General features: G+C 73.0%; 33 protein-coding genes and 1 tRNA gene. 21 read left to right on the top strand and 13 right to left on the bottom strand.

Annotation, left to right across the window (positions count from 1 at the left end):
• Positions 1 to 164 precede the first annotated feature (164 nt).
• Both ACFV4N_RS00515 and ACFV4N_RS00510 read right to left on the bottom strand, forming a co-directional pair.
• Entirely contained in the window at positions 165 to 425 is a 261-nt protein-coding gene (locus ACFV4N_RS00515; protein WP_499670342.1) for a Txe/YoeB family addiction module toxin, read from the bottom strand.
• Entirely contained in the window at positions 422 to 673 is a 252-nt protein-coding gene (locus tag ACFV4N_RS00510) for a type II toxin-antitoxin system Phd/YefM family antitoxin (protein ID WP_499670341.1), read from the bottom strand. The genes ACFV4N_RS00515 and ACFV4N_RS00510 overlap by 4 nt, the downstream gene beginning before the upstream one ends.
• A 172-nt stretch (positions 674 to 845) precedes the next feature.
• On the opposite strand from ACFV4N_RS00510, the gene ACFV4N_RS00505 reads away from it, so the two are divergent.
• Entirely contained in the window at positions 846 to 2600 is a 1755-nt protein-coding gene (locus ACFV4N_RS00505) for an ABC transporter ATP-binding protein (RefSeq protein ID WP_499670340.1), read from the top strand.
• A gap of 10 nt (positions 2601 to 2610) precedes the next feature.
• On the opposite strand, the gene ACFV4N_RS00500 is transcribed toward ACFV4N_RS00505, so the two are convergent.
• The 5 genes from ACFV4N_RS00500 to ACFV4N_RS00480 all read right to left on the bottom strand — a co-directional run bounded on the left by ACFV4N_RS00500 (position 2611) and on the right by ACFV4N_RS00480 (position 4969).
• The gene (locus ACFV4N_RS00500) at positions 2611 to 3309 is read right to left on the bottom strand and encodes a hypothetical protein (protein ID WP_499670339.1); all 699 of its coding nucleotides are present in this window, start codon (positions 3307 to 3309) and stop codon (positions 2611 to 2613) included.
• Positions 3310 to 3374: 65 nt separating this feature from the next.
• Entirely contained in the window at positions 3375 to 3818 is a 444-nt protein-coding gene (locus ACFV4N_RS00495; RefSeq protein ID WP_499670338.1) for a hypothetical protein, read from the bottom strand.
• Between the two features lie 102 nt (positions 3819 to 3920).
• Entirely contained in the window at positions 3921 to 4346 is a 426-nt protein-coding gene (locus ACFV4N_RS00490; protein WP_499670337.1) for an OsmC family protein, read from the bottom strand.
• Positions 4347 to 4470: 124 nt separating this feature from the next.
• Positions 4471 to 4543, bottom strand: a tRNA-Gly gene (locus ACFV4N_RS00485).
• A gap of 27 nt (positions 4544 to 4570) precedes the next feature.
• The gene (locus ACFV4N_RS00480; RefSeq protein ID WP_499670336.1) at positions 4571 to 4969 is read right to left on the bottom strand and encodes a DUF7674 family protein; all 399 of its coding nucleotides are present in this window, start codon (positions 4967 to 4969) and stop codon (positions 4571 to 4573) included.
• A gap of 206 nt (positions 4970 to 5175) precedes the next feature.
• Between ACFV4N_RS00480 and ACFV4N_RS00475 the strand changes: the two genes are divergently transcribed.
• From ACFV4N_RS00475 to ACFV4N_RS00455, 5 genes are all read left to right on the top strand, one after another.
• Positions 5176 to 6699, top strand: a complete 1524-nt coding sequence (locus ACFV4N_RS00475; protein ID WP_499670335.1) for a sigma-70 family RNA polymerase sigma factor — start codon at positions 5176 to 5178, stop codon at positions 6697 to 6699.
• An 87-nt stretch (positions 6700 to 6786) separates the two neighbouring features.
• The gene (locus ACFV4N_RS00470) at positions 6787 to 7221 is read left to right on the top strand and encodes a DUF983 domain-containing protein (RefSeq protein WP_499670334.1); all 435 of its coding nucleotides are present in this window, start codon (positions 6787 to 6789) and stop codon (positions 7219 to 7221) included.
• Between the two features lie 52 nt (positions 7222 to 7273).
• Positions 7274 to 8137, top strand: a complete 864-nt coding sequence (locus ACFV4N_RS00465) for a DNA-formamidopyrimidine glycosylase family protein (protein WP_499670333.1) — start codon at positions 7274 to 7276, stop codon at positions 8135 to 8137.
• 90 nt (positions 8138 to 8227) lie between these two features.
• On the top strand, positions 8228 to 8479 hold the full coding sequence (locus ACFV4N_RS00460) for a hypothetical protein (protein WP_499670332.1): 252 nt from the start codon (positions 8228 to 8230) through the stop codon (positions 8477 to 8479).
• A gap of 193 nt (positions 8480 to 8672) precedes the next feature.
• A complete protein-coding gene (locus ACFV4N_RS00455) occupies positions 8673 to 9932 on the top strand; it encodes a sensor histidine kinase (RefSeq protein ID WP_499670331.1) in 1260 nt (419 codons plus the stop codon).
• A gap of 15 nt (positions 9933 to 9947) precedes the next feature.
• On the opposite strand, the gene ACFV4N_RS00450 is transcribed toward ACFV4N_RS00455, so the two are convergent.
• Positions 9948 to 10115 carry a hypothetical protein gene (locus ACFV4N_RS00450; RefSeq protein ID WP_499670330.1) on the bottom strand — a complete coding sequence of 56 codons (168 nt, stop codon included), beginning with the start codon at positions 10113 to 10115 and terminating at the stop codon, positions 9948 to 9950.
• 71 nt (positions 10116 to 10186) lie between these two features.
• Here ACFV4N_RS00450 and ACFV4N_RS00445 point away from each other — a divergent pair, with 71 nt between their 5' ends.
• The 9 genes from ACFV4N_RS00445 to ACFV4N_RS00405 all read left to right on the top strand — a co-directional run bounded on the left by ACFV4N_RS00445 (position 10187) and on the right by ACFV4N_RS00405 (position 18766).
• The gene (locus ACFV4N_RS00445) at positions 10187 to 11053 is read left to right on the top strand and encodes a S49 family peptidase (protein ID WP_499670329.1); all 867 of its coding nucleotides are present in this window, start codon (positions 10187 to 10189) and stop codon (positions 11051 to 11053) included.
• A 61-nt stretch (positions 11054 to 11114) separates the two neighbouring features.
• The gene (locus ACFV4N_RS00440; RefSeq protein ID WP_499670328.1) at positions 11115 to 11969 is read left to right on the top strand and encodes a LytR/AlgR family response regulator transcription factor; all 855 of its coding nucleotides are present in this window, start codon (positions 11115 to 11117) and stop codon (positions 11967 to 11969) included.
• Positions 11969 to 12409 (top strand): hypothetical protein, encoded by a 441-nt coding sequence (locus ACFV4N_RS00435; RefSeq protein ID WP_499670327.1) that lies wholly within the window; start codon positions 11969 to 11971, stop codon positions 12407 to 12409. The genes ACFV4N_RS00440 and ACFV4N_RS00435 overlap by 1 nt, the downstream gene beginning before the upstream one ends.
• A complete protein-coding gene (locus tag ACFV4N_RS00430) occupies positions 12406 to 14199 on the top strand; it encodes a sodium/solute symporter (RefSeq protein ID WP_499670326.1) in 1794 nt (597 codons plus the stop codon). Before ACFV4N_RS00435 ends, ACFV4N_RS00430 begins: the two co-directional genes overlap by 4 nt.
• A 98-nt stretch (positions 14200 to 14297) precedes the next feature.
• Positions 14298 to 15176: a hypothetical protein gene (locus tag ACFV4N_RS00425; protein ID WP_499670325.1), complete on the top strand. Its 879-nt coding sequence runs from the start codon at positions 14298 to 14300 to the stop codon at positions 15174 to 15176.
• Positions 15177 to 15471: 295 nt separating this feature from the next.
• Positions 15472 to 15822, top strand: a complete 351-nt coding sequence (locus ACFV4N_RS00420; protein ID WP_499670324.1) for a DUF485 domain-containing protein — start codon at positions 15472 to 15474, stop codon at positions 15820 to 15822.
• Positions 15819 to 17426: a monocarboxylic acid transporter gene (locus ACFV4N_RS00415; protein WP_499670323.1), complete on the top strand. Its 1608-nt coding sequence runs from the start codon at positions 15819 to 15821 to the stop codon at positions 17424 to 17426. Before ACFV4N_RS00420 ends, ACFV4N_RS00415 begins: the two co-directional genes overlap by 4 nt.
• Before the next feature lie 94 nt (positions 17427 to 17520).
• On the top strand, positions 17521 to 17859 hold the full coding sequence (locus tag ACFV4N_RS00410; RefSeq protein ID WP_499670322.1) for a rhodanese-like domain-containing protein: 339 nt from the start codon (positions 17521 to 17523) through the stop codon (positions 17857 to 17859).
• A gap of 1 nt (position 17860) precedes the next feature.
• Entirely contained in the window at positions 17861 to 18766 is a 906-nt protein-coding gene (locus tag ACFV4N_RS00405; RefSeq protein WP_499670321.1) for a DUF4328 domain-containing protein, read from the top strand.
• A gap of 39 nt (positions 18767 to 18805) precedes the next feature.
• Here the strand turns inward: ACFV4N_RS00405 and ACFV4N_RS00400 are convergent, their stop codons facing one another.
• Positions 18806 to 19468: a ribonuclease FAU-1 family protein gene (locus ACFV4N_RS00400; RefSeq protein WP_499670320.1), complete on the bottom strand. Its 663-nt coding sequence runs from the start codon at positions 19466 to 19468 to the stop codon at positions 18806 to 18808.
• Positions 19469 to 19632: 164 nt separating this feature from the next.
• Between ACFV4N_RS00400 and ACFV4N_RS00395 the strand changes: the two genes are divergently transcribed.
• Positions 19633 to 20649: a glycerophosphodiester phosphodiesterase family protein gene (locus tag ACFV4N_RS00395; RefSeq protein WP_499670319.1), complete on the top strand. Its 1017-nt coding sequence runs from the start codon at positions 19633 to 19635 to the stop codon at positions 20647 to 20649.
• Between the two features lie 91 nt (positions 20650 to 20740).
• On the opposite strand, the gene ACFV4N_RS00390 is transcribed toward ACFV4N_RS00395, so the two are convergent.
• Positions 20741 to 21010 (bottom strand): hypothetical protein, encoded by a 270-nt coding sequence (locus ACFV4N_RS00390; protein ID WP_499670318.1) that lies wholly within the window; start codon positions 21008 to 21010, stop codon positions 20741 to 20743.
• An 87-nt stretch (positions 21011 to 21097) separates the two neighbouring features.
• Positions 21098 to 22330, bottom strand: coding sequence for a cytochrome P450 (locus ACFV4N_RS00385; RefSeq protein WP_499670317.1), 1233 nt, complete (start codon positions 22328 to 22330; stop codon positions 21098 to 21100).
• A 92-nt stretch (positions 22331 to 22422) separates the two neighbouring features.
• Here ACFV4N_RS00385 and ACFV4N_RS00380 point away from each other — a divergent pair, with 92 nt between their 5' ends.
• From ACFV4N_RS00380 to ACFV4N_RS00365, 4 genes are all read left to right on the top strand, one after another.
• The gene (locus ACFV4N_RS00380) at positions 22423 to 22827 is read left to right on the top strand and encodes a glycerophosphodiester phosphodiesterase family protein (RefSeq protein ID WP_499670316.1); all 405 of its coding nucleotides are present in this window, start codon (positions 22423 to 22425) and stop codon (positions 22825 to 22827) included.
• The gene (locus ACFV4N_RS00375) at positions 22797 to 23129 is read left to right on the top strand and encodes a hypothetical protein (RefSeq protein WP_499670315.1); all 333 of its coding nucleotides are present in this window, start codon (positions 22797 to 22799) and stop codon (positions 23127 to 23129) included. Before ACFV4N_RS00380 ends, ACFV4N_RS00375 begins: the two co-directional genes overlap by 31 nt.
• 15 nt (positions 23130 to 23144) lie before the next feature.
• Positions 23145 to 24089 (top strand): DUF5926 family protein, encoded by a 945-nt coding sequence (locus ACFV4N_RS00370; protein WP_499670314.1) that lies wholly within the window; start codon positions 23145 to 23147, stop codon positions 24087 to 24089.
• Positions 24090 to 24153: 64 nt separating this feature from the next.
• A complete protein-coding gene (locus tag ACFV4N_RS00365; protein WP_499670313.1) occupies positions 24154 to 24480 on the top strand; it encodes a DUF952 domain-containing protein in 327 nt (108 codons plus the stop codon).
• Positions 24481 to 24520: 40 nt separating this feature from the next.
• Here ACFV4N_RS00365 and ACFV4N_RS00360 read toward each other — a convergent pair whose 3' ends face one another.
• Both ACFV4N_RS00360 and ACFV4N_RS00355 read right to left on the bottom strand, forming a co-directional pair.
• Positions 24521 to 25081 carry a ferritin gene (locus tag ACFV4N_RS00360; RefSeq protein ID WP_499670312.1) on the bottom strand — a complete coding sequence of 187 codons (561 nt, stop codon included), beginning with the start codon at positions 25079 to 25081 and terminating at the stop codon, positions 24521 to 24523.
• 107 nt (positions 25082 to 25188) lie between these two features.
• The gene (locus ACFV4N_RS00355; RefSeq protein WP_499670410.1) at positions 25189 to 26427 is read right to left on the bottom strand and encodes an arginine deiminase; all 1239 of its coding nucleotides are present in this window, start codon (positions 26425 to 26427) and stop codon (positions 25189 to 25191) included.
• A gap of 212 nt (positions 26428 to 26639) precedes the next feature.
• Between ACFV4N_RS00355 and ACFV4N_RS00350 the strand changes: the two genes are divergently transcribed.
• Positions 26640 to 26993: a hypothetical protein gene (locus tag ACFV4N_RS00350; protein ID WP_499670311.1), complete on the top strand. Its 354-nt coding sequence runs from the start codon at positions 26640 to 26642 to the stop codon at positions 26991 to 26993.

Below are 26993 nucleotides of genomic sequence, written 5' to 3'. Positions count from 1 at the left end.
GAGTAGGCCGAAGCCGACCCGACCGGGCGGGCCGCCCGACCCCGCCGGTCCGGCCTGCGGAAACGCGGCGAACCCCCGGATTCGACTCGCGTTCGGCGCCGAGCCGTCGGGTGCGGCAACCTGCGATCGGCTACCGCGCTCGGGTCGGCGAGGGCGTGCCGCCGTCATCTCCCGTAGTGGTAGCGGCAAGCGGCGATCTTGATCGCATCTTCCTCGATCTTGTAGACCAAGCGGTGCTCATCGGTGATCCGGCGGGACCAGTACCCCTGGAAACCGTGCTTCAGGGGTTCCGGCTTGCCGATGCCCTCGTTGCCGTTGCGCCCTATGTCCTTGATCAGCTCGTTGATGCGCCTGAGGACCTTGCGGTCCTCGGACTGCCACCAGAGGTAGTCCTCCCACGCGTGCTCGGCCCAGACGATCTTCATTCGGCGAGCTCGTGCGGCGCTCCGCCGCCGGATTCCAGCTGCTCGATGGCCGTGATCAGGCGTCGGGCGTTCTCCGGGCTCCGCAGCAGGTACGCGGTTTCCTTCAGCGACTGGTAGTCGTCCAGTGACACGATCACCACCGGTTCGTGCCCTGCCCGGGTGATGACGACTTCCTCGCGGTCGTTGATCACGGAGTCGAGAGTCTCCGCGTACTTCGCGCGGGACTCGGAATAGGTCATCGTCTTCATCGACCCTCCTCCTGGTTGTACAAGATACTGTACAAGCAGGAGGAGGGTCTGACCACCTGCTCAGCCTGCGAAAACGCGGCGAACCCCCGGACCCGGCGCACCTAGGATGTGAGAGCGCTCCCCCACACGGCGCGGTGTGGGCGTCACGTGCCCACCCCCCGAGGAGCCCCGCATGTCCCACGGTCCCCTCGACCACCGCTACCGCGGCGAGCACCCCATCCACACGCTCCTCTACCTCTACCGCGAGGACCGGACCCGGCTCGCGCTCGGCGCCGCCGCCTTCTTCGTCAAGCACAGCCCCACCTGGCTGACCCCCGTCATCACCGCCCACGTGATCGACGTCGTGGTGGAGCACCGGCCGCTCGCCGGCATGTGGGTCGGCGCGGGGCTGCTGCTGCTCATGCTGGCGCTCAACTACCCGTTCGCCATCCTCTACACGCGCTGGTGGTACGGCAGCGCCCGCCGCACGGGGATGCGGATGCGGTCGGCGCTCAGCCGCCGGATGCAGCAGCTCTCGATCGGCTACCACGCCCGGGTCAGCGCGGGCGTGCTCCAGACCAAGGTCATCCGGGACGTGGAGAGCATCGAGACCTCCACCCAGCAGGTCGGCGACCAGGGGCTGTCGGCGCTGGCCACGCTGAGCGGCGCGCTGGTCGTGATCTCGATCGGCGCGCCCGCGTTCCTGCCGGTCTTCCTGCTCGTGGTGCCCGCCGCGTCGGTGCTGGTCATGTGGTTGCGCGGGCGGTTGCGCGCGTACAACGAGTCGTTCCGCCAGGAGGTCGAGCGGCTGTCCTCGCGGGTCGGGGAGATGACCACGCTCATCCCGATCACCCGCGCGCACGGCCTGGAGCGCACCGCCCTCACCCGCATGGACGGCACGCTGCGCCAGGTCTTCCACGCGGGCATGAGGCTCGACGGCCTGAACGTCCGCTTCGGCGCTCTGGCCTGGATCCTGCTCAACGCCCTGGGCGTCGGCTGCCTCGCGGGCGCGGCGCTGGCCGCCTACCACGGCTGGCTCGCCGTGACGCCCGGTGACGTGGTCATGCTCAGCGCCTACTTCGCCTCGCTGACCGGCGCGGTCACCACCTTGATGAGCCTCACCCCGCTGATCAGCAAGGGCCTGGAGTCCGTGCGCTCGCTCGGCGAGGTGCTGGAGGCGCCCGACGTCGAGCACAACGAGGGCAAGGCGCAGGTCCGCGCGGTCGAGGGCGGCGTCCGGTTCGAGGGGGTCCGCTACGCCTACCCCGACGCGCCGCGCGACTCCATCGGCGACTTCACCCTCGACGTGCGGCCCGGCGAGGTGATCGCCCTGGTCGGCGCGTCCGGCGCGGGCAAGTCGACCGCGCTGAACCTGGTCATCGGCTTCCTCCGGCCGACCGGGGGCCGGATCCTGCTCGACGGCGTCGACATGGAGGAGCTGGACCTGCGCAGCTACCGCCGGTTCGTGTCGGTGGTGCCGCAGGAGTCGGTCCTGTTCGAGGGCACGATCCGGGACAACGTCGCCTACGGCCTGGAGGACGTGCCCGACGACGTGCTGCGCCGCGCCCTGGCCGACGCCAACGCGCTGGAGTTCATCGACCGGCTGCCGGACGGCCTGGACACCGTGGTCGGCGAGCGCGGCGCACGCCTGTCGGGCGGGCAGAAGCAGCGGCTGGCGATCGCGCGGGCCCTCATCCGCGACCCGCGCGTGCTCGTGCTGGACGAGGCGACCTCGGCGCTGGACAACAAGTCCGAGGCGCTGGTCCAGCAGGCGCTCGGCCGGCTGGTGCGCGGGCGGACGGTGTTCGTCGTGGCGCACCGGCTGTCCACGATCCGCAACGCCGACCGCATCGTGGTGATGGAGGACGGGCGGATCGCGGAGGTCGGCTCCCACGACGAACTGCTCCGCTCGGGTGGGCTCTACGCGGCCCAGGCCCGGTCCGCGTAGGCCCCGGGGGTCAGCCCTTCTTCGTGAGCAGCGTGGGGCCGACGATCTTGCGCGCGATGCGGCGCCACCGGCTGCGCGGCTGGGCGGGCGCGGTCGGCTTCGCGGCGGGCACGGCCGGTGCCGCGGGCGCGGCGGGCGTGGTGGGTGCCGCGGGAGCGGTGGGCAGGGCGGCGGTGGCCTGCTCGGGCGCGGGGACGCCGGGAGCCGGTGCGCCGGGAGCCACGGCGCCGGGCATCGGTGCGCCGGGCATCGGTGCGCCGGGCATCGGTGCGCCGAGAGCCGTGGTGCCGGGCACCGGTGCGCCGGGCACCAGGGCGCCGGGAGCGGGCGCGCCCGGGGCCGCGGGCGGCGCGACGGGCGTGAGGAACGCGGTGGGCGCGCCGGGGGCGGGGACGCCGAAACCCGCGGGAGCACCCGGCGGCACCGTCGCGGACTGCATCGGTCCGGCCTGCACTGGCCCGGACTGCACCTGCCCGGCTTGCGTCGGCCCGGACTGCTCGGGCACGGCCGGCAGCACGCCGGGCGCCCCCCGACCGGCCGGCGGCACGACGACCGGCTCCAGCTTGGTGGTGACGGCCGCGACGGGGGTGAGGTCCGTCGCGGTCATGGGCTCGGAGGTCGGCCACGCGGGCTCGACCACGGGCTGGATGCGCATGGTGGGGGTGTCGTTGCTTCGCTGGGGCTGGGTGGGCACCTGGCTGGACGTCACGCCTCGATCTTGCCAAAGCACGATTGGTCACCCTTTCGTGGGCAATCGACAGGTGGTCGGCACGGTCAGCAGAAGATCAGCCCGCACGGCCTGCGGGTCGTCGTCGTGGTGGTCGTGGTGGTCGGTCTGCGCGAGGTGGTGGTCGGCCTGGTCGTCGTGGTGGGCCGAGTGGTGGACGTGCGGGACGTCGTGGGGATGCTCGGAGTGGTGCTCGTCACCGAAGTGGCGGAGGACGACGCGGAGCCGGCCGGGGACGAGGACCCCGACGTCGTGGACGACGTGGTGGCGCCCGCGGTGCCGGAGGTGCTCGACGCCGCGGTGACCGGCGCGGCGGCGGTGGGGCTCGGCTGGTCGCGGCCCTTCACCACCACGATGTGCCCCACGTCGGAGGGGGTGGACCGCGACGGCGCGGGCTCGGCGGCCGTCGAGAAGCCGACGAGGGCCGCGAGCGCCGAACCGACCAGCGCGCCCAGGGCGAGCCGCCCCGGGCCGCCCGACTCGGTGAGCATCCACCACGACTACCGGGCATCACCCGAGCGGGTCAAATCGAGTGCGATAACTGGCACCGGCCCGACACTTCGGGTATCAGGCCGGTACCAGCGGCACGCCGCTCAGCCCAGGTTGGCGGTCAGCGTGATCTCGGTGCCCGCCAGCGCCTGGCTGACCGGGCAGTTCTTCTTGGCGTTCTCGGCGGCGGCGGCGAAGCCGTCCGCGTCCAGGCCCGGCACGACCGCGGTGACGGTCAGGTGGATGCCGGTGATGCCCTTGCCGGGCTGGAACGTCACCTCGGCGGACGTGTCGACCGTCTGCGGCGGGGTGCCCGCCTGGGCCAGGCCGTGCGACAGCGCCATGGAGAAGCAGGACGAGTGCGCGGCCGCGATCAGCTCCTCGGGGCTGGTCTTGCCGTTGGCCTCCTCCGCGCGGGAGGGCCAGCTCACGTCGTAGGTGCCGATGCCCGACGACTCCAGGGCGACGGTGCCCTTGCCCTCCAGCAGGTTGCCTTCCCAGTGCGTGGTCGCCTTGCGGGTGGTGGCCATGTCAGAAACTCCGTCTTCGACGAGGGAAACCCTTCGGCACCAACCTAGTGGTCGAGTCGCCCCGCCGCCGCCGGTGTGATCAACGACGAAGAAGGCCCCGGTGCGAGCACCGGGGCCTTTCGAGAGCGGATGACGAGACTCGAACTCGCGACCCTCACCTTGGCAAGGTGATGCGCTACCAACTGCGCTACATCCGCCTGACACGAAGAACTATAGACCATCCCTCAAACGGGGGTTGAACCGGGGGGTGCCGCACCGGCCAGCAGGCGGTCCACCTCGGTCAACCGCTCCTTGGGCCACCGCCACTCCCACAGCGGCCGGACCCGCTCGACGACCTCGGCGGGCAGCCACGGCGCGACCTCGTCCCGCAGCTCCCACTCGTCGAACACGTGCTCGTAGAAGCTGACCACCGAGGCGTCCGACAGGAACCGCTCCGGCTGCCGGAAGCACCAGTGCGCGAACTCGTAGACCCGGCGCAGCACCTCGTCGTCGCCGTCCCGGTGCGCCTCCAGGGCGAGCTGCCACAGCTCGGACAGGAAGACGTGGCACGACCACGACTCCCGCTCCACGACGGCGCTCAGTTCGGGGAAGAGGGCGGAAGCCCTCGTGCGCCAGTCGACCACGCGGCAGGAGGTTACCCGCCACCCGGCGCCGCGCCGCGCGGTCGCCCTCCACCCGACGCCCAGACGTGACCGCCCCGTCACCGAACGCGAGCGCGTCATCTGCGAAAGGCAGGCGTGCCGCGTAGGCCGAACGGCCCACGCCGGCCGGGGGGTCTTCGGTATCGGGTCGCTATCGCTTCGGACGCGCCACCACCGGTTGTGGCATCTTGGCCAACGGACCACTGGGCGTGCGGGAGGTGCCGGGCGAGATGGCCGGAGATGCCGATTTCGACCGGGAACTGCTCGCCAGGGTCCGCGCCGGCGACGACAGCGCGTTCGGCGAGCTGTTCACCCACCACGCCGACGCCGTTCGTCGGTTCGCCCTCCGGCACGTGCGTGAACACGCCGAGGCCGACGACCTGACCGCGGAGGCGTTCTTCCGCGTGCTCCAGGCGATCCGCCGGGGCGCCGGCCCGACCGACCACGTCCGCACCTACCTGCTGACCGTCGCGCGCCGGGTGGCGTGGGAGTGGAGCGGTCGGCGGCGCGACGTGCCGGTGGAGGACGAGGAGCTGAGCAAGCGCGTCGAGCCGTTCCCGGACGCCACCGCGAACCGGCCGGAGCACGTCCTGATCTCCCGCGCGTTCACCAGCCTGCCGGAGCGGTGGCGCACGGTGCTGTGGCAGGTCGAGGTGGAGGGCGCGCGGCCGGCGGCGGTCGCGCCGAGCTTCGGCCTGAGCCCCAACGCGATGGCGGCGCTGGCCCGCCGCGCCCGGGAGGGCCTGCGCGCGGCCTACCTCCAGGCGCACCTGGCCGAGGACACCGGGCCGCGGGCGTGCAGCTCGGTGGTGGCCAAGCTCGGCACGTACGTCGCGGGCGGCGTGCAGGGCGCCGAGCAGCGGCGCATCCGCAAGCACCTCCAGACCTGCTCGTCCTGCAACTCCCTGCACGCCGAGCTGACCGAGGTGTGCTCGACGCTGCGGGCCCACGCAGCGGCCATCGCCGTGCCGGTGGCCGCGGTGGGGCTGTTCGCGCCCGCGGTGCTGGGCAAGGCGGCGGTGCTGACCGGCCGGGTGAAGCTGGTGCTGGCCGCCGCCGCGTCGGCCGCCGCGGTCGGGCTGTTCGGGGTGCTGGCGGGCACGTTCACCGGCGCGCCCGGCCCCGCGCTGCTCCAGCCCGGCCCGGACGGCGCGCCCGGCGAGAACGTGCTGGCCCTGTGCTCGCCCGAGGTGACCGCGACCGGCACGGCGACCAGCGAGCCCTCGCCCGCCGCCGCGAAGCGGGCCGTGCACGTCGGCACCCCGGCGCGGGCGGTGCGGCCGACCGGGCCCGCGCCGACGACCACGTCCGACGGCGCGCCCCCGGTGCTCCTGGTCGACGGCGGGGCCACCCCGCCCGCCGGCGAGCGGTCGGTGCCGGTCACCGGCGCGTCCGGAGCCGCGTCCGCCACCGACCCGTCCGACCCGGCGCCGCTGGGCACCACGTCGACGGGCACCACGTCGGTGGGGACCACCAGGAGCGAGCCCGTCCAGTCCGCGTCCACCACCACCGGCACGTCGAGCGGCCCGACCACCACCGACCCCGCCGGGCCGGAACCGACGAAGCCGGAACCCACGAAGCCGGGACCCGCGGAGCAGGGACCCACCGGGCCGGAACCCGCCGAGTCCGCCCCCACCGGGCCCGACCCCGTCGAGGCCGGGTCGGCCCCCGGGCCGGGCCGGACGACGCCGGGTCGGCTGGAACCCGCGTAACTGCGGGTTTTCACCCGCGAGGTGCAAGACTTTGCCGGTAGCGTGGAACACGCTCGGTGATCGCTCGACGCCTTGAGGGAGACGGTGATGACGCGGCTGGTGCGCGGCGCGGACGGCCGGATGTGGACGGTGCGCAGCCAGGTGCAGTGGCGCAACCCGGCGGCCGACGCGGATTTCGAGCACGACGTGAGCGGCGGCGCCGGACCGGGCGTGCTGATGCTGTCCTTCGTGGTCGTGATGGCCGTGGTGCTGGTGGCGTGGACGCCGGCGGACGTCGTCGTGCCCGCCTGGCTGGTGGTCGCCCTGGTGCTGGTCTTCCTGTTCTTCCCGGTGCGCTGGGTGGTGCGGCGGCCGTGGGTGGTGGCGGCGGAGTCGAAGAAGACCGAGGAGCTGCCGCCGGAGCGGTGGGTCGGCACCGTGCGCGGGTTCCTGACCGTCCGGGACGAGGTGCGCAACGTCGCCCGCAAGATCGAGATGTACTCGCTGCCCGACCTGGACGGCCCGCTCCAGCCCGTCGACTAGCGCTCAGGCCGGCGTGGTCGACTGATCGCCGTTCGCGGGCGACACTGGTCCGATGCCGGAACTGCCCGAGGTCGAGGCGCTCGCCCACCACCTGCGCGAGCACGCGGTCGGTCTCCGCGTGCACCGGGTGGACGTCGCGTCGTTGCAGGTGCTGAAGACGGTCGCGCCGCCGTGGACCGACCTCCAGGGCCGGGAGGTGACGGGCGCGGGCCGGTTCGGCAAGCACCTGGACCTCGACTGCGACGGCCTGCACCTGGTGGTGCACCTGGCCCGCGCCGGGTGGCTGCGCTGGCTCACCACCCTGTCGGTCGCGCCGCCGAAGCCCGGCCGGGGGCCGCTGGCGCTGCGCGTGCACCTGGGACCGCCGGGGCAGGGGCCCGGGTTCGACCTGACCGAGGCGGGCACCAAGAAGGGCCTGGCCGCCTGGGTGGTGCGCGACCCGGCGGAGGTGCCGGGCATCGCGCGCCTGGGCCCGGACGCGCTGTCGGTGACCCGCGCGCGGCTGGAGGACCTGTTCGCCGGCCGGACCGAGCGGCTCAAGACCGCGCTGACCGACCAGACCGTGCTCGCGGGCATCGGCAACGCCTACTCCGACGAGATCATGCACGTGGCCCGGCTGTCGCCGTACGCGACCGCGGGCAAGTTGACCGGGGACGCCCTGGACCGGCTGCACGAGGCGGTCACGACCGTGCTGGCCGACGCCGTGGCGCGGTCGGTGGGGCAGTCGGCGGCGACCCTGAAGGGTGAGAAGCGGTCGGGCCTGCGGGTGCACGGCCGGACCGGTCTGCCGTGCCCGGTGTGCGGTGACGCGGTGCGCGAGGTCTCCTTCGCGGACAAGGCTTTCCAGTACTGCGCGACGTGCCAGACGGGCGGCCGGCCGCTGGCCGACAGGCGCCTGTCGAGGCTGCTCAAGTAGGTCACCCGACCGGGTGCGCTTGGCCGGGACGCGCTCCGCGCGGCCGGTCGGGGGAACTCCTCCGGTGTCCACACGACCACTGGAGGAGCTGTGAACAAGCGCATCGCCGCCGCGCTGGCCGGTATCGCGGTCGGGGTGACGACCCTGACGAGCGTGGCCCTGGCCACGCCCGACGAGGAGCCTCGGGAGCTGCGGGAGCCCGACGAGACCCGCGCGATCATCTGCCGCATGCTGGAGGAGTTGGACCAGCTGGAGGGCGTCGACCTGGATGACGTCCTCATCGACCTCAGGTGCGATGAGGACCCGACCACCACGACGACCACCACGACGACGACGAGGTAGTCGGCCGCGAGCGGTGGCGGACCGCTGAGGGGCCACGGGCGCGACCCCACGGGGTCGCGCCCACTTTCAGTTGAGCGGACCGCCGGTCATCACCCGATCGGGTATACGCTGCGTCACTCTCGTCGCCAAATCGCCGGTTGCGCGGCCCGACGGCCCCGCCCGCCCTTGCCTAGCGACCCCCCAACGGCACAGCATGGACGCCGTGCGTGACCTCCTGACCGAGCGCGCCGTCCTCGGGCTCATCGCGACCTTGGCCGTCCTCGGCCTGTTCGTGATGCTGTGCCGTGCCCGGCGGGTGAGCACGTCCGTCGAGGACGCCGTGATGGACATGCTGCACCGGATGTCCAAGGCGTCGGCCGACCTGCGCGAGGGCCTGACCGAGGACGCCGCGAACAAGGCCACCCCCCACCTGCGGGAGATGCTGCGCTGCGTCGCGGTCGGCATCACCGACGCCGAGGGCACGCTGCTGTCCTGGGACGGGGAGGCGAACGACCACTACGAGTTCCTGCGCCCGTTCATCGAGCACGCGATCGGCGGCGGCCACAAGGAGCACGTCGAGCACCGCAAGCTGGACTGCGAGCTGCCCGGCCCGTGCCTGCTGCACACCGCGGTGATCGTGCCGCTGGAGGTGGAGAACGACGTCGCGGGCACGTTGATCGTGGTCAGCGGCGTGCCGAACAAGCGGCAGATCCGGATGGCCGAGGAGACCGCGCGGTTCGTGTCGACGCAGCTGGAGCTGGAGGTGCTCCAGAAGTCCCGGCAGGCGCTGGCGCAGGCCGAGGTGAAGGCGCTGCGGGCGCAGATCTCACCGCACTTCGTCTACAACGCGCTGAACACCATCTCGTCGCTGATCCGCACCGACCCCAAGCACGCCCGCGAGCTGCTCCAGGAGTTCGCCGAGTTCACCCGCTACTCCTTCCGCACCGACGGGTTCTTCACCACGCTCGCCGACGAGCTGACCAACATCCACCGCTACCTGACCATCGAGCAGGCGCGGTACGGGTCGCGGCTCAACGTGCGGCTGAAGATCGCGCCCGAGGTGCTCCAGGTCGTGCTGCCGTTCCTGGTGCTCCAGCCGCTGGTGGAGAACGCCGTCCGACACGGCCTGGCCAAGAAGCCCGGCGGCGGGCTGCTCACCATCATCGCCGAGGACAACGGCGCGGAGGCGCTGATCTCGGTCGAGGACGACGGCGTCGGCATGGACCCGGACCGCCTGTTCGAGGACCTGAAGGACGCCCACCAGACCGGGGCGCACGTCGGCCTGGGCAACATCAACCACCGGATGCGGGCGGTGTTCGGCGACGACTACGCGCTGGTCGTGGAGACCGCGCCGGACGCCGGCATGAAGATCATCCTGAAGATCCCCAAGTACAGCCGGGGCGTGCAGACCAACCTGCCGCTGGTGCCGCCGAGGCTGGAGGACACCGCCGAGCAGGCCGCGGTCCGCGCGTGAGGTCCCGGGCCGCGGTCAGGCGGCGGCCACGGCCAGCACCGCGACCACCATCACCGCGCACAACGACCACGTGACCCACATCCAGTAGACGTGCATCGGGCTCGGGCCGTCGGCGTTCTGGCGCCCCCGGTCGTCCCACCACTCGACGTAGCGTTCGAGCCACCGGATCGGGTTGAACGTCACCGGCCGATGTTAGCCCCGTCCCCGGCGGTTCCGGGCGCGCTGATCCACTGGGCACCCGTAAGGTCGTGGGCATGAGCGTGACGGACAAGATCGCTGCCCGGCTGCCCCGGATCGTCAGCGAGCGGACCGAGCGCGGCCCGGTGGTCGCCGCCGTCCGCCTGCACGGGGTGATCACCCCGACGCCCAGCCCGATGGCCCGCAACACGATCAACCTGCAGAACGTCGAGACCGCGCTGACCCGCGCGTTCGAGCACGACCGCCTGGTCGCGGTCGCCCTGCTGATCAACTCGCCGGGCGGCGCGCCCACCCAGTCCGCGCTGGTCGCCGACCGCGTCCGGGAGCTGGCGGCGAAGAAGCGGGTGCCCGTGCTGGCGTTCTGCGAGGACCTCGCGGCCTCCGGCGGCTACTGGCTGGCGTGCGCGGGCGACGAGATCTACGCCCACGGCACGTCCCTGGTCGGCTCGATCGGCGTGGTCAGCGCCGGGTTCGGCCTCAACGGCCTGATCGAGCGCTTCGGCGTCGAGCGCCGCGTCTACACCGCGGGCGAGAACAAGGTGCGCCTCGACCCGTTCCGGCCGGAGAAGGCCGAGGACGTCGAGTGGCTCAAGGGCCTCCAGGAGCAGCTGCACGAGCAGTTCGCGGCGTGGGTCAAGGAGCGGCGCGGGACCAAGCTCAAGGCGGGTGACGACGAGCTGTTCAACGGCGAGGTGTGGACCGGCGCGAAGGCCGTCGAACTCGGCCTGGTCGACGGCATCGGCACCCTGCGCGGCGTGGTCGCGCAGCGCTACCCGGACGCCGAGATCTCCGTCGCCGAACCGCGCCGCCCCTTCCTGGCCCGCCTCGGCCTCGCCGGCGCAACCACCCGATCGGGCGATCTCGTGCTGGAGGGGTTGGCGGCGCTGGAGGAGCGGGCGCGCTGGTCGCGATTCGGCTTGTGAGGTCACGGGCCCGGCGCGGTCCGGGCGCCGGCGTAGACAGCGACCCCGCTCGGTGGGCAAGATGCGCGGCACAGTGAGTACACCGAAGAACCCCAGCGACAACGCCGGCCTCCTCGTTCTGGCGGTGGACGACGAGGCACCGGGCCTGTCCGAGATCAAGTACCTGCTGGAGAGCAGCCCGCACATCCGGCGGGTCCTCACGGCCTTCGACGCGGCGGAGGCCCTGCGCATCCTCCGGGGCGACTACGACCCCGAGGTGATGGACCGCCAGAACGCCGGCCTGCCGCCGGTCGACGCGGTGTTCGCGGACATCAACATGCCCGGCTTGAGCGGCACGGACCTCGCGCGCGTCCTCGGCGCGTTCCGCGCGCCGCCGGCGCTGGTGTTCGTCACGGGCGTCGAGCACTCGGAGGCCGTGGTGGCCTTCGAGGTGGGCGCGCTGGACTTCGTGACCAAGCCGATCAACGAGGACCGGGTGAACAAGGCGATCTCGCGCGTCGTCGAGCGCGTGGCGGCGACGCCCGCCCTCAGCCCCGAGCCGCTCGCCGCCGAGCCGCAGGACGACGAGGTCATCCCGGTCGAGCTGGGCGGCACGATCAAGCTGGTGCCCCGGGCCACCGTCCGCTACGTGGAGGCGCAGGGCGACTACGCCCGCCTGCACACCGGCGACGGCGCCAGCCACCTCGTGCGCATCCCCCTGGCGCAGCTGGAGGAGCGCTGGGGCAGCGCCGGGTTCGTGCGCATCCACCGCTCGTTCCTGGTCGCGCTGCCGCTGGTGACCGAGCTGCGGATGACGTCGAACGGGTACGCGGTGGTCATCGGCTCGGGCGAGGGCGCCAAGGAGCTGCCGGTCAGCCGGCGGCACACGCGGGAGCTGAAGGAACGGATCGTGCGGCCGCCCAAGAGCGGTTGGTGATGAGCAGGCACTCAGGCCCGCCAGGCCAACCGGACCAGCCGCAGCCGGCGGCGCGGGACACGCCGCAGTCGACACCGCTGCGCAAGAACCGCCGCCGGCGCGTCGTGCTCGCCGACCCGCGCGGGCGAGGCCGGGTGCTGCGCACGATCATCGAGCTGGAGGAGCAGACCAGCGTCGGCGAGAAGCTGATCCGCGACCTCATCCGGCAGCAGTTGCGCACCGGCCTGGCGCTGGGCGGCGGCACGCTGGCGTTCCTGGCGCTGATGCCCGTGGTGTTCTACTCGTTCCCCGTGCTGTCGGACGTGCAGTGGTTGGGCGTGCGGCTGCCGTGGCTGCTGCTGGGCCTGCTGCCGTTCCCGCTGTGCTACGGCGTGGGCTACGTCTACCGCAGGCTCGCCGAACGGCACGAGCAGGACTTCGTGAACTCGGTGGACCGGTGATCCAGAACGCGTGGAGCCTGGTCCTGGTCGTCGTGGTGGCGGCGCTGACCTTCCTGCTCGGCTACGTCGGCTCCCGCCGGGCCAACACCACCCCGGACTTCCTGGTGGCGCGCCGCGCCGTGCCCGCCACCCGCAACGCCGCCGCGATCTCCGGCGAGTACCTGTCCGCCGCGTCGTTCCTCGGCGTCGCCGGGCTCGTGCTCAAGGACGGCATCGACGCCCTGTGGTACCCGATCGGCTTCACCGCCGGCTACCTGGCGATGATGCTGTTCGTCGCCGCGCCGCTGCGCCGCTCGGGCGCGTACACGCTGCCGGACTTCGCCGAGGTGCGGCTGGGTTCGTTGCGGCTGCGCAAGTTCTGCACGTTCTTCGTGATCTGCATCGGCGTGCTGTACCTGGTGCCGCAGCTCCAGTCCGCCGGGCTGACCCTCAACACGATCACCGGCCTGCCCGTGTGGCTCGGCGGCGCGCTGGTGACGGCGATCGTGGTCGTCAACGTCCTCGGCGGCGGGATGCGGGCGATCACGCTGGTGCAGGCGTTCCAGTACTGGGGCAAGCTGTTCGCCATCGCCGCGCCCACGTTCGTGCTGTTCACGCTGTTCCTGAGCGGGCCGGGCAACGGCGCGCAGTCGGTCGACGAGGACGGCGTGCTGCGGTTCCACGAGGACGTCGCGGTGACCACGGTCGACCCTGTCCGGGTGCGCGTGGAGCAGGCGCTGGAGCTGTCCGCCACCGGCGAGGTCGACGGCGCGCGGGCCGACGGCGAGGTGTACTGGACGCCCGGCGCGTACGAGGTCGGCGCGGACACCGAGCTGCGGTTCACGGCCGGTTCGCCGGTGCCGGTGGTCGAGGGCTCGCCCGCCGAGAACACCGACTGGCTGCGGCCGCAGGCCACGGGCTGGACGGGCCTGTTCGAGACGTACTCGCTGATCTTCGCGACGTTCCTGGGGACCATGGGGCTGCCGCACGTGCTGGTGCGGTTCTACACCAACCCGGACGGCCGGGCGGCGCGGCGGACCGCGCTGCACGTGCTGTACCTGCTGGGGCTGTTCTACCTGTTCCCGACGGTGCTCGGGGTGATCTCCCGCCAGTACCTGCCGCAGCTGCTGGTGACCGGCAAGACGGACGCGGCGGTGCTGCTGCTGCCGACGACCATGCAGCCGAACGCGCTGGGCCAGGTGCTGGGCGCGATCGTGGCGGCGGGCGCGTTCGCGGCGTTCCTGTCCACGTCGTCGGGGCTGGTGGTGTCGGTCGCCGGGGTGGTGTCGACGGACATCCTGCCGGGCAAGGTGCGCGACTTCCGGTGGGCGACGGTGCTGACCGGGGCGGTCGCGATCGGGTTGGCGCTGCTGCTGCCCAGGTCGGACGCGTCGCTGACGGTGGCGATGTCGTTCGCGCTGGCGGCGTCCACGTTCTGCCCGCTGCTGCTGCTGGGCATCTGGTGGCGCGGGCTGACGTGGGTGGGCGCGCTGTCGGGCATGGTCGTCGGCGGCGGGCTGGTGATCGGCTCGCAGGTGGTGACCGTGATCAGCTCGTACACGGGCGACTGGGCGCCGTCGCTGCTCTCGCAGCCGGCGCTGGTGACCGTGCCGGTGGCGTTCCTGGCCATGGTGATGATCAGCAAGCTGACGGCGCGGCGGCGGCCGGAGGACGTGAACCAGATCCTGCTGCGGTTCCACGCGCCGGACCCGCTGGGCTTCATGCGGGACCGCGACGTGCAGCGCTTCGGCACGGCGGAGGAGCGGACCCGGCTGGAGGAGGGCAAGCACCGCGACGGGACCCACCACTGAGGTCGGCGGCACCCCGCAGGTTCGTCGACGCCGGCCTGTCCCCGGCGCCCGGCCGCCCGGCACACTCGTCGTGGCGGATCGACGGGACGGGGTGCGACGTGCGGAAACCGGTGTGCGCGCTGGTGGCGGCAGTGGCCGCGGCGGCGATGATCACGGCTCCGGCGGTGGCGGCCCCGGCCCCGGCGGGGGCCCCGCGGGCCGCGGTCACCTGCGGCACGGGCGTCCCGGTCGCCACGACCGGCGGCTACCGGGTGCTGCTGAACTGCCCCGGCGTGGGCTACGTCAGCGGCGCGGGCACGACGGCCGCCGACGCCGACGCGAGGGCGCGGGCCCTGGCCAACACCTCGGCCGCCACGGGTCGCGCCTGCACGACGGGCGCGGTCAACACCACCACCGGCGGCTACCTCGCCGTGGTCGAGTGCGGCGGGCTGCCGTGGGTGTTCGGCAGGGGCACGACCCTCACCGACGCCGCCTACCTGGCGCACCTCCAGGCCACCGACGCGATGGCGCACGGGAAGGTGTGCAGCACCGTGGCGAGCAACACCACGCCCGGCGGCTACCTGGCCACGATCGAGTGCACCGGCCTGGACCGGCTCATCGGCCGCGGCACCACGCTCACCGAGGCGGCGTCCTTCGCCCGCGCCCTGGCCGTGGACGCGCTGGCGAGCGGGCGGCCGTGCGGCAGCAGGGCGAGCCTCGCCACCGCGGGCGGCTACCAGACCGACCTGGGGTGCCGCACGCTCACCGGTTCCCTCTCGGTCCTCGCGGTCGGCACGACCCTCACCGACGCGGCGTCCGAGTCGCGGGTGCTGGCGATCAACGCGCTGGCCACGGGCCGGGTCTGCACCACGGTCGGCAACGTCGCCGTGGCCGCCGGCTACCGGGTGACGCTGAACTGCGGGTCGGCCGGCTGGGTGTCCGGCGAGGGCCCGACGCTCAGCGAGGCCGCCCGGGTGGCCCGGGGCAACGCGTTCTGACCGCCGGCGCGACCCGTGCCGAGCCCTTCATTGCCGGTCACCGGCTGATCGGGCTTTGATCTCGAACGGGTGAAGAAAGACCCACCTATCCGGTTACCGGTGATTTCGATCACCCGAGTGGCAGTTCGTCTCGGCATCACTACCGCTCATCGCATCACTCGACTGTTGAGCGCAAGTCCGCGCCCAAGGTCTTTCAGGCGTGACCCACGTCTCCCTACGGTGCACGGCGAACCAGGAACGGACCAGGAGGCTTACGTGCCGTTCACACCGTCGTCAAGCACGCGAGGAGGGGACCGTGAGCACCTCTGAGCAGCACAACCCCGCCGACACCAACGGCGCTCACAACTGGGCGGAGGTGCAGGCCAGCGAGGACTTCCGGCAGCTCCGCCGCCGGCTGCGCAACTTCGTGTTCCCGATGGCCGGCCTCTTCCTGGCCTGGTACCTGCTCTACGTACTGCTCGCCGACTACGCCCACGGCTTCATGTCGACGAAGGTCCTCGGCAACATCAACGTGGGCCTGATCCTCGGCCTGCTCCAGTTCGTGTCGACGTTCGCGATCACCACGCTCTACGTCCGGCACGCCAACAAGAACCTCGACCCCACGGCGGAGAAGATCCGCAACGAACTGGAAGGGGGTCGCCCGTGAGCCAGAACGCCCTGCTCAACATCGGCATCTTCGCTCTCTTCGTCGTCGCCACCCTGGTCGTCGTCATCCGCGCCAGCCGCAACACGAAGACGGCCGCCGACTACCTGGCCGCCGGCCGCGCGTTCACCGGCCCCCAGAACGGCGTGGCGATCGCGGGCGACTACCTGTCCGCCGCGTCCTTCCTGGGCATCGCGGGCGCGATCGCGCTCAACGGCTACGACGGCTTCCTGTACTCCATCGGCTTCCTGGTCGCGTGGCTGGTCGCCCTGCTGCTGGTCGCCGAGCTGCTGCGCAACACCGGCAAGTACACGATGGGCGACGTCCTCAGCTTCCGGATGCGCCAGCGCCCGGTGCGCGCCGCCGCGGCGACGTCGACCATGGCCGTGTCGTTCTTCTACCTGCTGGCCCAGATGGCGGGCGCGGGCGGCCTGGTCGCCCTGCTGCTCGGCATCACCGGCAAGCTCGGCCAGGCGATCGTGATCGCGATCGTCGGCGCCCTGATGATCGCCTACGTCCTCATCGGCGGCATGAAGGGCACCACCTGGGTGCAGATCATCAAGGCGGTGCTGCTGATCGTCGGCGCCGGCGTGATGACGCTGTGGGTGCTCGGCAAGTTCGGCCTGAACCTGTCCGCCCTGCTCGGCGCGGCCGTGGACAACGCGCCGAAGGCCGGCGAGAAGCTGCTCGGCCCGGGCCTCCAGTACGGCGCGACCGGCACCTCGAAGCTGGACTTCCTGTCGCTGGCCCTCGCGCTGGTGCTCGGCACGGCCGGCCTGCCGCACATCCTGATGCGCTTCTACACCGTGCCGACCGCGAAGGAAGCGCGCCGCTCGGTGGTCTGGGCGATCTGGCTGATCGGCCTGTTCTACCTGTTCACCCTCGTCCTGGGCTACGGCGCGGCGGCCCTGGTCGGCCCCGACAAGATCCGGGCGGCGCCCGGTGGGGCGAACTCGGCGGCTCCGCTGCTCGCCGAGGCGCTCGGCGGCCCGCTGCTGCTGGGCCTGATCGCGGCGGTCGCGTTCGCGACGATCCTCGCCGTGGTGGCGGGTCTGACGATCACCGCGTCGGCGTCGTTCGCGCACGACATCTACGCCAACATCATCCGCAAGAACGGCCACGAGGGCGCGGTCAAGGACAAGGCGGACGAGGAGGCCGAGGTCAAGGTCGCGCGCCGCACGGCGATCGTGATCGGCATCGTGTCGATCCTCGGCGGCATCGCGGCCAACGGCCAGAACATCGCGTTCCTGGTGGCCCTGGCGTTCGCGGTGGCGGCGTCGGCGAACCTGCCGACCATCCTCTACTCGCTGTTCTGGAAGCGGTTCAACACCTCCGGCGCGCTGTGGAGCATCTACGGCGGCCTCGTGGTGACGATCACCCTGATCGTCCTGTCGCCGGCGGTCTCGGGCAAGCCGACGTCGATGTTCCCGAACGCCGACTTCGACCTGTTCCCGCTGTCCAACCCGGGCATCGTGTCGATCCCGGTGGCGTTCCTGCTCGGCTACCTCGGCACGGTGCTGTCGAAGGAGCAGGACGAGGAGAAGTACGCGGAGATGGAGGTGCGGGCGCTCACCGGCGTCGGCGCCGAGAAGGCCGTCGCGCACTGACCCACGTCCACGCCCCGCCGGCCGTCATCCTTTCGGGGAGGGCGGCCGGCGTGCTCTTAACCTGGATTTGAAACGACCGTGGCAGCATGTCCACGTGACCGTTCCCAGCGTTGAAGTGTCCGAGGTGCCCGACCAGCTCGCGGACGGCAAGGTGCTGCTCGACGTGCGCGAGGCCGACGAGTGGGTCGCGGGCCACGCCCCCGGCGCCCTGCACATCCCGATGAGCGAGCTGGCGGGCAGGCTCGCCGAGCTGCCCCAGGACGGCGAGGTCTACGTGGTGTGCCGCGCGGGCGGGCGCTCCGCGCGGGTGACGCAGTACCTGAACGCCAACGGCTGGGACGCCACCAACGTCGACGGCGGCATGCAGGTGTGGGCGGCCAGCGGCCGCCCGCTGGTCGCCGAGGTCGACGGCGCGGAGCCCGAGGTCATCTGACGTGGCGTTGCGGCCGATGCGCGTGGACTGGGTGGCGACCCCTCCACCGGGCGCCTACCCCCACCGCAGGCTGGGCGCGCCACCCAGGCCCTACGCCGGGCCGCCGTCCTACCCGGTGCCGCCGCGCTGGGGCTTCCCGCTGCTGGCCTGGCGGTGGCCCACGTCGGTGGCCACCGACGACGAGCGGCCCGCCGACGCGGTCGACCACGTCCAGCGCCTGGCCCGCACCGCGTCCCACGCGCTGGGCCTGGCCGCGCTGACCTCGCTGTGGGCGGCGGGCAGCGAGATCTGGCGCTACGCGCTGCTGCTGCTCAGCCGCCACGGCGCGCTCTCGGAGACCACGGTCGGCGTCTCGGACGCCATGGTCGTGGCGTCCGCCGTGGTCGCGGTCGTGACCGGTGTCCTGGGCCTGGTGTTCACCCTGCTGTGGCTGCGCCGGGCCCGGAACGCGGCGGCGCTGGCGGCCGGCTACGCCCCGTCGCGCTCGGAGACCGAGGTCCTGGTCGGCCTGGTCGTCCCCGGCGTGAACCTGTTCGTCCCCGGTTCGGTGCTGGCCGAGCTGGAGCACGCGGCGCTGCGCCAGCCGGCCGACGCCCGGCCCCGCCCCTCCCGGCTGCTGCGCTGGTGGTGGGGCCTGTGGGCGGGCGCGGCCCTGTTCGCGGCGTTCACCACCGCCTGGTCGTTCCGCTCCAGCGTGCAGGCCATGGCGGACGGAGTGCTGCTCCACGCCGTCGCGGACCTCCTGGCCGCCGCCGTGGCCGTGGTGACCGCCGTGGTGGTCCGCCGCGTCACGACCCTGCTGCTCCCGGTCGACCCGGCCGCCCTCCGCCGGATGCGGGTGGTGGGCCTCAAGGACGCCCCGCCCCCCGCGCTCCGCACCGCCCGCCCCTCCGGCTCCCCCCGCTGACCTCGCGAGTCGTACGCCCAGACCACGCGAGTCGTACGTTCAGGTCGCGCGAGTCGTACGTCCGGGACCCCCGAGTCGCACGTCCAGGACACCGGCGGGCAGCGCGGGCGCGGGCCGGTCGGGCGACCACCGCCACCCCGCCAGGTCGTCGAACGGCGGGCCACCGGCCGCCACCAGCGCCAGGGCCTGGTCCCGGGCCGCCTCCACGGCCCGGTGCTCCGCGTCGGACACCACCCCGAGCCGCCGGCCCTGCGCGTACTCGTCCTCGTCCTTCCACCGCGACCGGGACAGGTCGGGCGCCACGACCAGGTCCAGCAGCAGGTCGAAGGTGTCGAACCCGATCGGGGTCCGGGTCCACGGCCGCTGGAAGTTGACGTACCAGTGGGACAGCCGGTGGTCGGCCGCGTCGAGGAACGCGTTGACGCTGAACCACGTCCCCGGCGGGTTCCACGACAGCAGCGCGGTGTCCCGCCACGCCCACGGCTCCAGCTCCCAGCGGCCCGCCGCGAGGTTCGGCAGCGCCCGCGCGCGCACCTCCTCGTCCCCGGTGCGCAGCCAGTGGGTCCAGGTCGTCGGCGACAGCAGCTCCGCGCCCGGCCCGCACGCCACCACCAGCGCCTCGTCGGCGTCCTCGACCAGCTCGAACGCGTGCGCCGTCCACACCGAGCCCCGCAGCACGTCCCGCCGCACCACCGTCGTCATCCGTCCCCCTCGTCGGCGCCCCCGCGCGGGGACCCGCTCCGGAAGACGTCCACCGGGCCGGACGGGTTGGCCCCGCCGGGACCGGGGCCGGCGTTCCCGTCCGTTCAGCGGCAGTTCGTCGTTCGGCGGTTGGGCGGCCGGCCCGCGCGTGCCACCGTGTCCCCATGCGGGCACTCGTGGTGGCACTGGTCCTGTCGCTCCTGCTCCCCGGCGTGGCGAGCGCCCACGACCGGCGGAAGGCGTTCGACCTCCAGGCGCACCGGGGCGGTCTCGGCCTGACCGTCGAGGGCACCCTCGCCGCCTTCGCCAAGGCCCTCCGGCTCGGCGTCACCACCCTCGAACTGGACGTCCAGATCACCAAGGACGGCCGCGAGGTGGTCACCCACGACCGCAGGACCAACCCGGCCAAGTGCGTCGACACCGCGCCCGCGTTCCCCGGCGACCCGGCGTTCCCCTACGCGGGCAAGTACGTCAAGGACCTGACGTTCGCGCAGGTCCGGACCCTGGAATGCGGGTCGCGGCGCCTGCCGCAGCACCCGGGCCAGGAACTCTCGCCGGGCGCGCGGATGCCCACCCTGGCCGAGGTGTTCGAGCTGGCCCGCCGCCACCGCGCGCACGGCGTCCGCTTCAACGTCGAGACCAAGGTCGAGGCCGCCGCGCCGCACGAGACCGCGCCGCGCGAGCAGTTCGTCGATGTCACCCACCGCGAGATCCTCAGGTCGGGCTTCTTCCGCAACGTCACCGTCCAGTCGTTCGACTGGGGCACCCTGATGCTGTGGCGCGAGAAGGACCGCCGCATCCCGCTCGTCGCCCTGACCCAGCCGGAGTTCCTGCGGCCGGGCTCCCCGTGGACGGGCGGCCTGGACCTCGCCGACTTCGGCGGCAGCGTGGTGAAGGCCGTGAAGAGCTTCGGCGCGTCCGCCCTGTCCCCGGTCCACGGCAACCCGCAGAACGGCACGGTCGCCGACCCGGACTACGTCCCGTTCACCACGAAGGCCCTGGTCGACGAGGCCCACGCGCACGGCCTCAAGGTCATCCCCTGGACGGTCGACGACAAGCCGACCATGAACAAGCTCATCGACGACGGCGTGGACGGCATCATCACCGACTACCCGGACCGCCTGCGCGAGGTCATGGCCGCGCGCGGCTTCAAGCTGCCCAAGGCCTACCGGGCGCGCTGAGCGCCCCGCCGCCCCGCCCACCGGCTCCGGTGGAAGATCGGGTCCTGCCCGACGATGTCGAGCTCGTCGTCGGGTCCGCCGAACGCCGAGGTCAGGCCGTCGAGGTGGGCGACGCCGCGGCGGTGCACCCACCTGCTGGAGGCCCGGTCCCCAGCGGCACGTGCACGGCGCTGTGCCGGCTCACGGCGGCCAGGCGCACCAGGGCGCCCAGGCGCAGCAGGTCCGCCCGCGACCCGGTGAGCGGCACGCACCGGTGGTCGGTCGACCCCGCCCGCGTGTCGCGCAGCCGCGCGGCCGGCACCAGGACGCGGTGCAGCGGCGCGCGGTGCACCACCGGGTGCGCGATCACCGACGAGCGCACGTCACCGCTGCCGGGGCGGCGTCCGGCCGTCGCCGGGTTGGTCGGGGTTGACCGGGTTTTCGGGGGGTCGGGAGCCGGCCATCGGCGCTACGCGTCCGCCAGCGGCAGCTCGTGCAGCCCCCGCATGACGAACTCCGCCTTCCGCCGCGGCCGGACCGCCAGGCACGCCCCGGGCAGCTTCCGCGTCAGCGCCGACAGCGCCGCCTGCACCTCGATCCGCGCCAGCGGCGCGCCGAGGCAGTAGTGGATCCCCGCGCCGAACCCCAGGTGCGGGTTGGGGTTGCGGCCGATGTCCAGCACGTCCGGCTCGGCGAACACCAGCGGGTCGCGCGCCGCCGCGCCCAGCAGCGCCGCGATCTTCTGCCCCGGCTCCACCCGGTGCCCGGCGACCTCCACCGGCGCCGTCGCCGTCCGCTCGAACAGCTGCAGCGGCGAGTCGTACCGGATCAGCTCCTCCACCGCCGTGGGCAGCAGCGCCGGGGAGTCGACGAGCCGCCGCCACTGGTCGGGGTGCTCCATCAGCGCCAGCACGCCGTTGCCGATGACGTTCACGGTGGCCTCGTGGCCGGCCATCAGCAGCAGCACGGAGGTGGCGACCAGCTCGTCCTCGGTCAGCTTCGCGCCGTCGGTGTCGGTGACCGCCACCAGGTCCGACACCAGGTCGTCGCCCGGGTGGACCCGGCGCAGCGCGACCAGCTCGCGCAGGTACGCCGTGAACTCGGCGGACGCGCGCTCGGCCGCGGCCTGCTTCTCGTCCGGCAGGCCGTACTCGTACATCTTCACGATGGCGTTCGACCACGGCTGGAGCAGCGGCCGGTCCGCCGCGGGCACGCCCAGCAGCTGGGCGATGACCTCGACCGGCAGCGGCGCGGCCACGTGGGACAGCACGTCGGCCGACCCCTCGGACCTGACCTTCGCCACCAGCTCGTCCACCAGCCGGTCGGCCAGCTCCGCGATCCACGGCCGCAGGCGCTCCACGTGCCCGCGGCCGAACGCGGCGGCCACCAGCCGGCGCAGGCGGGTGTGCGTGGGCGGCTCGTTCTCCAGCATCGAGTTGCGGTGCAGCAGGTTGAACGCGGTGAACCGCTCGACCGGCGCGGCGTCCGACCAGATGCGCCCGAGGGACCGGTGCCGCAGCACCGCCGACGCCGCCGAGTGCGACACCGCCACGGCGAGCCCCAGGCCCTCGTGCCAGTGCACCTCGCCTTCCGCGCGCAGGGCGGCGAAGGCGGGGTACGGGTCCGCGATGAAGGCGGGGTCGTGCTGGTCGAACGACGTCACGGTCACGGACGGTAGGTCGTGGGCTCGTTTCAAGTCCATCCGAGTGTGGTTGTTCTTGCAAACGTTCAGGGAGTCGTGACATGGCGTGGTCGAGTTGCCCCATCCCGGCTCGACCAGAAGCATCAGCCGGTGTGCCACCCGAGATCGTCGCCCACCGGGGCGCGTCCGCCCGCCGGCCCGAGCACACCCTCGCCGCCTACGAACTGGCCCTGGACGAGGGCGCGGACGGCCTGGAGTGCGACGTTCGCCTGACCAGGGACGGCCACCTCGTCTGCGTCCACGACCCGGTGATCGACCGGACGAGTGACGGCACGGGGAGGGTGAGCACGATGGCGCTCGCCGACCTGCGGCGCCGCGACTTCGGCTCCTGGCACGGCGGCGAGCCGGCCCGCGTGCTGACCCTGGCCGAGCTGCTCGGCCTGGCCCAGGACCGGGGGGCGCGCGGTTCGTCGAGACCAAGCACCCCGTCCGGTACGGGGGGAGGGTCGAGCGCGCGCTGGCCGAGGTGCTCGGCGCGCACCGGGTGGAGGCGGTGATGATGTCGTTCTCCGTGCTCGCCGTGCACCGGTTCAAGGAACTCAGGCCGGACGTGCCGACCGTGCTGCTGCACGACCGGCTGTGGCCGGGGCGCCGGCCGCGCTTCGCCGATTACGACGGCCCCGGTGTTCACCTGCTCAGGCGTCACCCGGACCGGGGACAGAATGCCTATGTGTGGACGGTCGACGAGCCGGCCGACCTCGCCCTGTGCCGCGAGCGCGGCGTTCGGTTCGTCGCCACGAACAACCCGGGGGAGACGCGCGAGCGCCTTGCGGCTAACTTGACGCCCGACCAGCCCTGACCACGAGGAGGCGCGGTGGCGAAGCGGACGGCCGTGAAGAACAAGCCGGCGGACGGGACCAACCCCCGCCGGCCGTGCCCGTGCGGCTCCGGCAAGCGCTACAAGGCGTGCCACGGCGCGGCCGGCGGCGCGGCGGACGTGATCGTCTCCCGCCCGTTCGAGGGCCTGGCCGCCGAGGCCGAGCTGATCGCGCTGCGCGAGTTCGTGCCCTCGGCCACGGCGAAGCTGCCGGTCAAGGACGCGGCGCGCGAGGTCGTCCTGGCCACCGTGCTGCCGATGGCCGCCGCCGGCCTGGTCCGCGCCGACGGGACCGCGTTCGTCGGCCTCCAGGTGCAGGTCCGCTCCGGCGACATCAGCCGCGACCTGGCCCGCGCCGTGCAGTGGGCGCTGACCGCCGAGACCGGTGACGCGCTGGCCGTCGTCGGCCCCGACACCGGCGAGCAGCCCGGCCGGCTCCAGGACCTGCTCGACACCGAGGCGACGCTGAGCCCCGAGCTGCACGCCGACTTCGCGTGGTGGCTGCCGCCGGAGACCGAGCCCAGCGGCGACGTCGCCCTGTCCCTGGAGCGCGCCAACGCCGCGATCCTGCCGACCGAGCGCCTGGACGCGCCGGGCGTGCGGGCCGCGTACTGGGTCGACGCGGGCGACAAGGCGCACCTGCGCTGGGTCCGCCCGGAGCCGGAGGAGAAGCTGCTCGCGGCGCTCGCCCGGCTGTCCGTGCGCGGCGAGCTGGACCTCGGCGAAGGCTCCCGCTACGCGGGCTCGTTCCGCGCCCACGGCCTGCTCGTGCCGGTGTGGGACCTGGACCGCGAGCTGCACTCCAGCGAGTGGGCGCCGGGCGCCGAGGCGCTGGGCAAGCGCCTGGACGACGCCCTGACCAGCCTCGACGCCGAACCGCTCGGCGAGGCCGAGCGGCGTTCCCGCGACGGCCTGCGCGGGCGGCAGATCACGCTGCGCTGACCCGGCTGTCCACAGGCGTCACCTAACCTGTCCACAGGGACCTGTGGACAACTCGGGAGGTCGTGTGATCCTGCGGATCAGCGCCAGGGAGGACTGGGCGCGCGATCGCGAGGCGGGCGCGATCCCGCTCGACCCGGACGGGTTCGTGCACTGCTCGGACCCCGGCACGGTGCACCTGCCCGCGAACCGGCTGTACGCGGGCAGGCACGACCTCGTGCTGCTGGTGGTCGACCCCGAGGGGCTGCCGGTGCTGTGGGAGCCGGGCGACGGCGACGAGTCCGGGCCGTGGTTCCCGCACGTCTACGGGCCGATCCCGACCGACCACGTGGTGGCCGTGCACGAGTTCACCCCGGACGCCGACGGCGCGTTCCGGCCGGCGCCCGTGCTGTGATGCGGCGGGAGCCCCCGGCCACCGGGGGCTCCCGCGCGGCTCAGAGCGCGCCGCCGGCCGTGCGCGGCGCCGTCGGGTCGGCGCCCTCGCCCACGACCTCGCGGGCCAGGAAGTTCTCCACGTGGAACAGGTTGCCCTCGGCCCGGTCGACCACGGTGAGCAGCGTGCTCATCGAGGCGACCTCCTCGACCTGCTCCTTGAGGAACCACTGCAGGAACTGCTCGCCGAGGTAGTCGCCCTCGTCGCGGGCGGTCTTGGCGAGCGCCACGACCTGCTCGGTGACGGTCTTCTCCTGCTCCAGCGCGAGCGCGACCGGCTCGCGCGGGGAGGCGAAGTCGTTGCGCACCTCGTCCACCCCGGGAATGGTCACCGGCAGCCCGTTGTCCAACAGGTACTGCACGATCATCATCGCGTGGTTGCGCTCTTCGAGGGCCTGCTTGTAGAAGTGCGCGGCCAGCCTCGGCAGGTCGTTGCCGTCGTACCAGACCGCGATGGCCACGTACTGCTGCGAGGCGGTGAACTCGTTGCGGACCTGTGCCCGGAGCAGGTCGTGGAACTTCGACTCGCGCGAGGAGGAAATCTTCGTCAAGTTGAGGGCCATGACTCGAAGAATAACGCGCGATGCGTTTTAATGCATTAAAGGCAAGGCTCTGCAAAATAAGGGAAGGGTTGCCGAAGAAAGCTTAGGCAACCCTTCCGGGCCTTGTTTCACCCGAGTGGCGCGCGGTCGATCGGGCACGACAGGCAGCGCGGTCCGCCGCGGCCGGAGCCCAGCTCGGAGCCGCTGATCCGGAGCACCTCGACGCCCTCGTCCTCCAGGCGCGCGTTGGTCTCCACGTTCCGCTCGTAGGCCACCACCAGGCCGGGCGCGACGGCGAGGGTGTTGTTGCCGTCGTCCCACTGCTCGCGCTCCGCCGTGACCGGGTCCAGGCCGGTGTCGATGACGCGCAGCCGCTCGATGCCCATCGCCTCGGCCGCCGCCTCCAGGAACGGCCGCCGGTCGTCCACCACGACGCCGCCCGCGCCGTCCGACCGCACCGGGTAGGCGTCCAGGTTGTCGCGCACCGCCGGGTACATCACCACGGCGTCCCGGTCGACCATCGTGCACACCGTGTCCAGGTGCATGGTCGCCCGCTCCTGCGTGATCGGCACCGCCAGCACGGTGTGCGCGAGGCCGTCGGCCAGCGCGGACCGGGCGAACGACTCGGCGCCCGCGGGGGTGGTGCGCTCGCCGACCCCGATCGCCAGCACGCCCGGCGCGAGCAGCAGCACGTCACCGCCCTCGACCGGCGCGGAGTGCGCCCCGTACGCGCGGCCGGTCTTGCGGAACCGCGGGTGGTAGGCGTAGATCAGGTCGGTCAGCGCGGTCTCCCGGTCGCGCGCGGGCAGCGCCAGCGACGTGATCGCCACCCGGTCGCCCACCCACACCGACGAGTCGCGGGTGAACAGCAGGTTCGGCAGCGGGTCCACCGCGAAGTCGTGCGGGTGGTGCATCTTGCGCACCAGGGACGCGCCCTCGGCCGCGGGCAGCTCCTCGAACGTCATGCCGGTCATCAGCGCGGTCGCCAGCTGCTCCGGGCCGACGGAGGACAGGTGGGAGCGCAGCGCGTCGGCCAGGTCGATGCCCAGCCGCCGCTCGTTGACCGCGCTGTGGATGCCCGCGATCCGCGCCCGGTCGTCGTGCAGGGCCTTGACCAGCAGGTCCGCCAGCAGCAGCACCTCGACCCCGCGCCCGCGCAGCACCTCGGCGAACGCGTCGTGCTCCTCCTGGGCGCGGTCCACCCACGGCACGCCGTCGAAGAGGAGCTGGTCGTTGTTGCGCGGGGTCAGCCGCTTCAGCTCGGCGCCGGGGCGGTGCAGCAGCACCGTGCGCAGGGGGCCTACCTCGCTGTCGACCCGGGGCGCCGGTGCGGGGTCGGCCCCGGGCTGGGTCTCGGTCTGTGCGATGTGCGCGGTCACGCTTCCGAGGGTAACCCGGGGCCGGCGGTAACAGCAGCTCGGAGCGGCCTCTTTCGGCGAGATTGAACGCAAACCGGCTTGCGAACGGCGGTTTGTTGCGTGATCAGTGCTTCTCACCGGATGAACGTTGCTTCCTGGGGTGGGTCGTGCGGCGGCGCCCGCGCCTGGAGGATGATCGGAATCGACGAGGGGGAGGCCCGGTGGCGGATTTCCGCGTGACGGTCGACGCGCCCGCAGGGGTGGCGTCCGCGACGAACATGCTGCTCCAGGAGCTGGTCCGGGGCGCCCGGGTGGACGCGCGGCCCGCGCCCGCCGACCTGCCCGAGGGCGCCAAGAGCGGCGCCGGCGCGTCCATCGCCGAACTCGTCCTCAACGGCACGCTCACCGCGGCCGCGGCGGGCGCGGTGGCGTCGGTGGTCACCGCGTTCGTGCAGCGGGGCAGCGCGCGCAAGGTCACCATCAGGTCCGGCGAGGACGAGATCACCGTCGAGGGCCTGGACGCCGGGTCGCAGCGGGCGCTGCTGGAGTCGTGGCTGCGGGAGCGCGAGGGCTAG

This window comes from Actinosynnema sp. NPDC059797 (assembly GCF_042732085.1).
GTDB lineage: Bacteria > Actinomycetota > Actinomycetes > Mycobacteriales > Pseudonocardiaceae > Actinosynnema.
The sequence above is the reverse complement of the archived record's forward strand: the minus strand, read 5'-3'. Positions and strand labels throughout refer to the sequence as shown.